1 protein-coding gene is annotated in these 1,013 nt (G+C 33.8%); it reads right to left on the minus strand.

Annotation, left to right across the window (positions count from 1 at the left end; translation table 11 throughout):
- Positions 1–78: 78 nt before the first annotated feature.
- On the minus strand, positions 79–948 hold the full coding sequence (locus B0A65_RS16245; RefSeq protein WP_074659009.1) for a leucine-rich repeat domain-containing protein: 870 nt from the start codon (positions 946–948) through the stop codon (positions 79–81).
- Between the last annotated feature and the right edge of the window lie 65 nt (positions 949–1,013).

The raw sequence follows: 1,013 nt of genomic DNA on the forward strand, positions 1-1,013 counted from the left end.
CTTCGGATTTGCAAAATCATTCCAAATAGAAGACCATTTTTCCATTAAACCAAATGCCCAAATCCGTTGTAGCGTGTGTTAGCCACAGTAGCTTTCGATTATGGTTTCTGATTGCTTTTTCATTTCTTCAAATGCGCTTATAAATTCACCACAACGCACCTTTAAAATTGGATTATTCTTTTTTACAAATCCTGCTCTCTTACCTAAAAATTCAAAATTGTCTTGATAGTCCCAACATAAGTCCCACGAACAGCCCTCAATATTAGGAATTGCAGATTGTAGAAAAGCATATTCATTTGTTTTGAAAGTTGCTCGTCCAATTTTTATTTTCTTCAAATTCTTTAAATGCAAAATCGGCAAAAAGGCTGGGAATTCTGATTTGTTGATTATAAAGCCCAATGAAAAAACTTCAAGGTTTGGGAGTCCTTTTAAAAACTCAAAATTTTCAATTGGTTGGTTCCAATCAAGAGTTCCGTCTATATGTAAATAGCGTAAACTATCTATTCCTTTTAGTCCGTCAAAATTGGAAACTTTACGAAGATTTTCAAAATGTAAAGATTTTAGTTTTGAAAGTTTTGAGAGTGGAGTCAAATCAGAAAACCCCGATACATACTCGAGAATAAGTTCTTCCAAGTTATTTAGGTTACTTATAAACTCTATGTCTGTTGCTCTGAAAAAAGTTATTCTTAACCGTTTTATTTTTTTTAGTTTACCAATAGCTTGAACTTGTTCTTTACTTGGGTCGTGAAGTGTTAGTTCTTCAAGATTTGGACAGTCAAAAATTTGTTCCCAATTTACTTTCAGTTGGTTTTTGCTTATAGTTAGGATTTTAACTTCGTCTTTATTTGCAATTTCAAAGTCTGCGATAAATGCAAATCTTTCTCTATTGGGAATTGTCGTCCAATAGTCGCCCGCTCTGTCTAAAAAATCCCCAAAGTGATGTTTCATTATCTTTTATGTTCTTGAATTCTCCGTCGTCTTGTGCTATTGTGGCTAACGTTCTGGCGCTTAGC

Origin of the sequence: Flavobacterium frigidimaris, assembly GCF_002217275.1 — a bacterium.
GTDB lineage: Bacteria > Bacteroidota > Bacteroidia > Flavobacteriales > Flavobacteriaceae > Flavobacterium > Flavobacterium aquidurense.